This window comes from Micromonospora sp. NPDC049274, assembly GCF_040678875.1.
Lineage (GTDB): Bacteria > Actinomycetota > Actinomycetes > Mycobacteriales > Micromonosporaceae > Micromonospora.
In genome coordinates, this window is the sequence record NZ_JBFAQS010000027.1 from 57526 (window position 1) to 63653 (window position 6128).

General features: G+C 72.5%; 5 protein-coding genes and 1 pseudogene. 2 read left to right on the plus strand and 4 right to left on the minus strand.

Translation table 11 applies throughout. From position 1 onward, the window contains the following. Positions 1-205 precede the first annotated feature (205 nt). The 3 genes from whiA to rapZ are packed head-to-tail and all read right to left on the minus strand — an operon-like array spanning position 206 to position 3138. Positions 206-1186, minus strand: coding sequence for a DNA-binding protein WhiA (gene whiA, locus AB0K10_RS31750; RefSeq protein WP_363689668.1), 981 nt, complete (start codon positions 1184-1186; stop codon positions 206-208). Between the two features lie 54 nt (positions 1187-1240). Beyond that, the gene (locus AB0K10_RS31755; protein WP_363689670.1) at positions 1241-2251 is read right to left on the minus strand and encodes a 2-phospho-L-lactate transferase CofD family protein; all 1011 of its coding nucleotides are present in this window, start codon (positions 2249-2251) and stop codon (positions 1241-1243) included. Further along, positions 2248-3138, minus strand: a complete 891-nt coding sequence (gene rapZ, locus AB0K10_RS31760; RefSeq protein ID WP_358111429.1) for an RNase adapter RapZ — start codon at positions 3136-3138, stop codon at positions 2248-2250. The genes AB0K10_RS31755 and rapZ overlap by 4 nt, the downstream gene beginning before the upstream one ends. 254 nt (positions 3139-3392) lie before the next feature. Between rapZ and AB0K10_RS31765 the strand changes: the two genes are divergently transcribed. Continuing rightward, complete coding sequence (locus AB0K10_RS31765; protein ID WP_266244354.1) at positions 3393-3737, plus strand: hypothetical protein; 345 nt, start codon at positions 3393-3395, stop codon at positions 3735-3737. 307 nt (positions 3738-4044) lie between these two features. Continuing rightward, on the plus strand, positions 4045-5886 hold the full coding sequence (recQ, locus tag AB0K10_RS31770; RefSeq protein WP_363689672.1) for a DNA helicase RecQ: 1842 nt from the start codon (positions 4045-4047) through the stop codon (positions 5884-5886). A 62-nt stretch (positions 5887-5948) separates the two neighbouring features. Here recQ and AB0K10_RS31775 read toward each other — a convergent pair. After that, a pseudogene (locus tag AB0K10_RS31775) lies at positions 5949-6128 on the minus strand (phytochelatin synthase); the annotation flags it as partial.

A 6128-nucleotide genomic window follows, 5' to 3' on the forward strand; every position in this document is an offset into this window, starting at 1 on the left:
GTGCGCCGACCGTTGGAGCCGGCCGCTGACGGTTCATCTCGGCCACCCCGCCGCGCGGTCTGAGGACCTGACCGCCCGAGGCGGTGGGCACGGCGAGGAGTGCCGGTGTCGGCCCCCTTGCCGTACGCAGCGACCCTATCCGAGCGCGTGAGACCACGCTGCGCCGGGGCGTGCTCCCGCCGCACCGTACAACCCCACCGTCCTATCAGACCACGAGCATGTCGGGCGTGACGGCCGCTTCGGTATCCGGGATGCCGAGGTCCCGGGCCCGCTTGTCGGCCAGCGCCAGCAGACGCCGGATTCGTCCGGCGATGGCGTCCTTGGTCAGCGCAGGCTCGGCCAGCGCCCCCAACTCCTCCAGCGACGCCTGCCGGTGCTCCAGGCGCAGTCTCCCTGCGTCGGTGAGGTGGTTGGGCGCCTCGTCGGCCAGGATCTCCAGCGCCCGGGTCACCCGGGCGGCGGCGGCGACTGCCGCGCGCGCCGAGCGGCGCAGGTTGGCGTCGTCGAAGTTGGCCAGCCGGTTGGCGGTGGCCCGCACCTCGCGGCGGACCCGACGCTCCTCCCAGGCCAGCACGCTGGAGTGCGCGCCGATGCGGGTGAGCAGCGCGGCGATCGCGTCGCCGTCCTTGACCACCACCCGGTCCACCCCGCGCACCTCACGGTTCTTCGCGGTGATGCCGATCCGTCGGGCCGCGCCGACAAGCGCCAGCGCCGACTCCGGCCCGGGGCAGGTGATCTCCAGCGCGCTGGAGCGGCCGGGCTCGGTAAGCGAGCCGTGCGCCATGAACGCGCCCCGCCACGCCGACACCGCGCAGCAGACGTTGGCCGCCACCACGTGCGGGGGCAGCCCGCGCACCGGCCGACCGCGCACGTCCAGCAGGCCGGTCTGCCGTGCGAGCGCCTCACCGTCCTTGACCACGCGGACGATGAAGTGGCTGCCCTTGCGCAGCCCACCGGACGCCAGCACGTGGATCTCGCTGGGGTAGCCGTAGACCTCGGCGATCTCCCGCCGCAACCGGCGCGCGACCGCCCCGGTGTCCAGCTCAGCCTCCACCACCACACGGCCGGAGACGATGTGCAGCCCGCCGGCGAAGCGCAGCAGCGCAGCCATCTCCGCCCGCCGACAGCAGGGCTTGGGCACGTCGACCCGACTCAGCTCGTCCTTGACCGCAGCCGTCATCGCCATTGTGCGTCCCCTCACGGACCTGTTCCGGCGTGTCGCCGGAGATTACGTACGTGTCTAACGATCGGCGCCCAGGACAGGCACCAGCGCGGCGCCCAGGGCAGCCGGATCATGGCGGGGAGTGCCGTCGGTGACGGCGACGGGGGCGAGGACCAGGCGGGCACCAAGCGATTCTGCCGCACGTTCGACCGGTTCAGGGTCACCCACCGCCTTGGCGTCCGCGAGCACGAAGTCGACCTTGAGCTCGGGCAGGTACCAGCGCAGCGCCGCCAGGTGATCGGCGACCGAGAGGCCGAGGGTCTCCTTCTCCGCGGCCAGGTTCAGCGTGACCAGCCGCCGGGCCGCGCTGGACACGATCGCGTCGGCCAACTGCGGCACCAGCAGGTGCGGCAGCACGCTCGTGTACCAACTGCCCGGGCCGAAGATCAACCAGTCCGCCGCGCCGATCGCCGCCAGGGCCTCGGCGCAGGCCGCCGGGGCGGCCGGGGTGAGGCGCAGCGACTCGACCCGCCCGGTGGTGACCGCCACCTGGTGCTGACCGCGCACGGTGCGCACCTCGTCCGGGGCGGCCGGGTCGACGCCGCGCACCCGCGCCTCGATGCCGACCGGCTGCCGCGACATCGGCAGGACCCGACCGACCGTACCGAGCATCGCCCCGGCGTGCTCCAGCGCGGCCACCGGGTCGCCGAGCAGCTCCATGAGGCCGCAGAGCACCAGGTTGCCCACCGCGTGCCCGGCCAGCCCGTCGGCGCGGGCTGCGGCCCGCTGCGGGTCGCTTTCCTCAGGTACGCCGCCAGTCGGCACGGCGGCGAAGCGGTGCTGGAACAGCCCGGCGCTGCGTCGGGTGGCCGGATGGTCACCGGCCAGCGCCACGAGGGCCTGCCGGAGGTCGCCGGGGGGCAGGCCGCCCCGCTCGGCGCGCAGCCGGCCGCTGGACCCGCCGTCGTCGCCGACCGTGACCACCGCCGTGATGTCCAGGTCGAGTTCGGGGGCGCAGTGGCGCAGCGCGCGCAGCGACGCGGACAATCCGTGCCCGCCGCCGAACGCCACCACCCGGCGCGCCGTCATTCCCGCCCCAGGTCGCGGTGCTGCGCGTTGGCGGCCAGCCCCGACTGGCGCAGCCGACCGGCCAGCTCCTCGGCGATCGCCACGCTGCGGTGCTTGCCCCCGGTGCAGCCCACCGCGACCGTCAGGTACCGCTTGCCCTCCCGCTCGAACCCGGCGGTGGTGGCGTTGACCAGGTCGGCGTACGAGGCGACGAAGGCGTCCGCGCCCTCCTGACCCAGCACGTACGCGCTGACCGCCTCCTCGCGCCCGGTGTGCTCGCGCAGCTCCGGCACCCAGTACGGGTTGGGCAGGAACCGGGCGTCCAGCACGAAGTCGGCGTCCGGCGGCAGGCCGTACTTGAAGCCGAACGACAGCACGGTGACCCGCAGCCGACGGGCGTCCTCGCCACCGAACAGCTCCTCGATGCGCCGGCGGAGCTGGTTGACGTTCAGGTGGCTGGTGTCGATGATCACGTCGGCCTGGTCGCGGGCCTCCTCCAGCAGCCCGCGCTCCACGGCGATGCCATCGGCGAGCCGCCCGTCGCCCTGCAACGGGTGCGACCGCCGGACGCTCTCGAACCGGCGGATCAGCACCTCGTCGTCGGCGTCGACGAACACGACCCGGGGCGAGAAGCCCCGCTCCTTCAGCTCGCGGATCGCCCCGGCCAGGTCGGTGGAGAAGGCCCGCGAGCGCACGTCCAGGACCATCGCCGTACGCCGGGCCGCGCCGCCGGCCTTGAACGCCAGCTCGGCCATGTCGAGCATGAGCGCCTGCGGCAGGTTGTCCACGACGTAGTAGCCGACGTTCTCCAACGCCCGGGCGACGGTGCTGCGACCACCACCGGACAGCCCCGTCACCACCACGAGGGTGGTCTCCGACTCGGCCGTCGGCTGCCCGTCCGTGGCCACCGGAGGATCGGTCCGGTCCCCGTGTGTGCGCGCCTCGCTCACCCATACCCCCAAGCCGTGGCGCCGCGGCCGCCATCGGCCGCGATTGGTCAATCAGCGACTCTATCCCGCCGCCCGGCGTCGGATCGGGCGCGTCGGCGCCGACTGAGCGCGGGTCACCCTCCCGACAGCGCCACCCCCTTGATGACGATCAGTAATCGTCTATACGCTCCTCGTGATCGCCGCAGGTCAACGCCGACATCTGGGAGGGTGCGATGCACGATCTGGCGGACAAGAACAAGTACGTCGGTTTCCTCTTCATGCGGATCAGTCCGGAATACTTCGCCCTCGGCCGGGAGGGCATCCACGAGGTCTCCGCCGAGCACGCCCGGGATCTGGGCCGCTTCGCCAAGCAGCTCACCCACGTCGTGTGCACCGGGGTCAACGGCAAGTACGACCAGGTCACCATGGTGGAGGCCGACACCCTGGAGGAGATCAACGCCGCGGCCACCGCGTTCCGAATGGGTGCCAAGGCCCGCTACATCGAGATCGTCGACATCGTGGTCGGGATGAAGGCCCCGCCACGCGGCCTGGCCAACCGGTCCAGCCAGCCGAGCTGACCGGGCGGTCGGCCCCGGGCGCGCCCGGCCCTCGGGCGCGCCCGAGGGCGCGCGGCACGGGCACAGCGCCTCCCTTCGGCTCCGCCTCAGCGGTGATCGACTCGGGTTCCTGAAAACCGGGATGTCAGAGCGGAAGGAACACCGCGGATTCCATGAACGCGAGTTGACCATGGCACCGACGTACTCGCCCGTCCCGCGACCGAGCGCGCCGTCGGGCCGCGACGGGCCGCCGGCACTCGCGGATGCGATGGGCGCGTCGGGCAGGTGTGCGGGCGTTGGTGTCGGGGGCGGCTCGTAGACTCCGCGCATGGCTTCCCCCACCGACCTGCGCGTCGAGGGCGCGCTGGACGTGCTGCGCCGGGTGTTCGGCTACGACGCCTTCCGCGGCTTCCAGCAGCAGGTCATCGACCATGTCGTCGCCGGTGGCGACGCGCTGGTGCTGATGCCCACCGGTGGCGGCAAGTCGCTGTGTTACCAGGTCCCGGCCCTGGTCCGCGACGGTGTGGCGGTCGTCGTCTCCCCGCTGATCGCGCTCATGCAGGACCAGGTGGACGCGCTCACCGCGGTCGGCGTCCGCGCCGGCTTCCTCAACTCGACCCAGACCCTCGACGCCCGGCGGCGGGTGGAGGCCGCGTTCGTCGCCGGCGAACTGGACCTGCTCTACCTGGCGCCCGAGGCGCTCGGCGTCCGATCCACCCTCGCCCTGCTGGACCGGGGTCGCATCTCCCTGTTCGCGATCGACGAGGCACACTGCGTGTCCCAGTGGGGCCACGACTTCCGCCCCGACTACCTGGCACTGTCGATGCTGCATGAGCGCTGGCCGCAGGTTCCCCGGATCGCGCTGACCGCCACCGCGACGAGCGCCACCCGCACCGAGATCGCCGCCCGGCTGGGGCTCGACGGCGCGCGGCACTTCGTGGCCAGCTTCGACCGGCCCAACATCCAGTACCGGATCGTGCCCAAGCGGGAACCCCGCAAGCAGTTGCTGGCACTGCTGCGTGACGAGCACCCCGGCGACGCCGGCATCGTCTACTGCCTGTCCCGCGCCTCGGTCGACAAGACCGCCGAGTTCCTCGTCGCCAACGGCATTGCCGCCCTGCCGTACCACGCCGGCCTGGACGCGACCACCCGCGCCACCAACCAGCAACGGTTCCTCCGCGAGGACGGGCTGGTCATGGTGGCCACCATCGCCTTCGGGATGGGCATCGACAAGCCGGACGTACGCTTCGTCGCCCACCTCGACCTGCCCAAGTCCGTCGAGGGCTACTACCAGGAGACCGGCCGCGCCGGCCGCGACGGGCTGCCGTCCACCGCCTGGCTGGCGTACGGCCTCCAGGACGTGGTCCAGCAGCGCAAAATGATCGAGACGTCCGACGGCGACCTCGCGCACCGGCGCAACCTCGCCGCGCACCTGGACGCGATGCTCGCGCTCTGCGAGACGGTCCGCTGCCGACGGGTGCAACTGCTCGAATACTTCGGCGAGACGACCCCGACGGCCTGCGGCAACTGCGACACCTGCCTCAACCCACCGGAGTCGTGGGACGGCACCGTCGCCGCCCAGAAGCTACTCTCGGCCGTCTTCCGCCTCGACCGCGAGCGCAACCAACGGTTCGGCGCCGGGCACTGCATCGACATCCTGCTCGGCAAGCAGACCGACAAAATCAGCCAGTACGGGCACGACTCCCTTACCGTCTTCGGCATCGGCTCCGAGCTGAGCGAGGCCGAGTGGCGCGGCGTGGTTCGGCAACTCCTCGCCGAGGGGCTGCTCGCCGTGGAGGGCGACTACGGCACCCTGGCGCTGACCGAGGCGAGCACCGAGGTGCTCGGCCGCCGCCGCACCGTCACGATGCGCCGCGAGCCGGAGCGGCAGGCGTCGAGCCGGTCGTCGAAGCCGCGCGGCGCGGCCACCGTCGTCGCCGAGCTGACCCCGGCGGCCGCGTCGGTCTTCGAGCGGCTGCGGGCCTGGCGCGCGGCAACCGCCAAGGAGCAGGGCGTCCCGGCGTACGTCATCTTCCACGACGCCACCCTCCGGCAGATCGCGGGCGACGCGCCCACCTCCCTGGCCGAGCTGTCGCGGGTCAACGGGGTCGGCGAGAACAAGCTCGCCAAGTACGGCGAGCAGATCCTGGCCGTCCTCGCCACCGACTGAGGTCATGCCGAAAGGGCCGGACCCCGGTGGTGGGGGTCCGGCCCTTTCGGCGTGCTGCCGGGTCAGCTGGTGGCGTAGCCGCGGGTGGCGATCCAGTCGGCGAGGTGCTCGACGGTGACCTCGTAGGAGGCGGTGTTCGGGTCGGCCGAGTCGGCGATCCGCACGATCGCGCCGTTGTCGCGGTAGCCGACGACGCTGATGTAGTGCCCGCCCTCGAACGAGTGGATGCCGCCGTCGGTGTC

Excerpts from the sequence above, each read along its gene's own strand:
- whiA (WP_363689668.1), bottom strand. The coding sequence starts at position 1,186 with ATGGCGATGACGGCTGCGGTCAAGGACGAGCTGAGTCGGGTCGACGTG.
- AB0K10_RS31755 (WP_363689670.1), bottom strand. The coding sequence starts at position 2,251 with ATGACGGCGCGCCGGGTGGTGGCGTTCGGCGGCGGGCACGGATTGTCC.
- AB0K10_RS31765 (WP_266244354.1), top strand. The coding sequence starts at position 3,393 with ATGCACGATCTGGCGGACAAGAACAAGTACGTCGGTTTCCTCTTCATG.
- recQ (WP_363689672.1), top strand. The coding sequence starts at position 4,045 with ATGGCTTCCCCCACCGACCTGCGCGTCGAGGGCGCGCTGGACGTGCTG.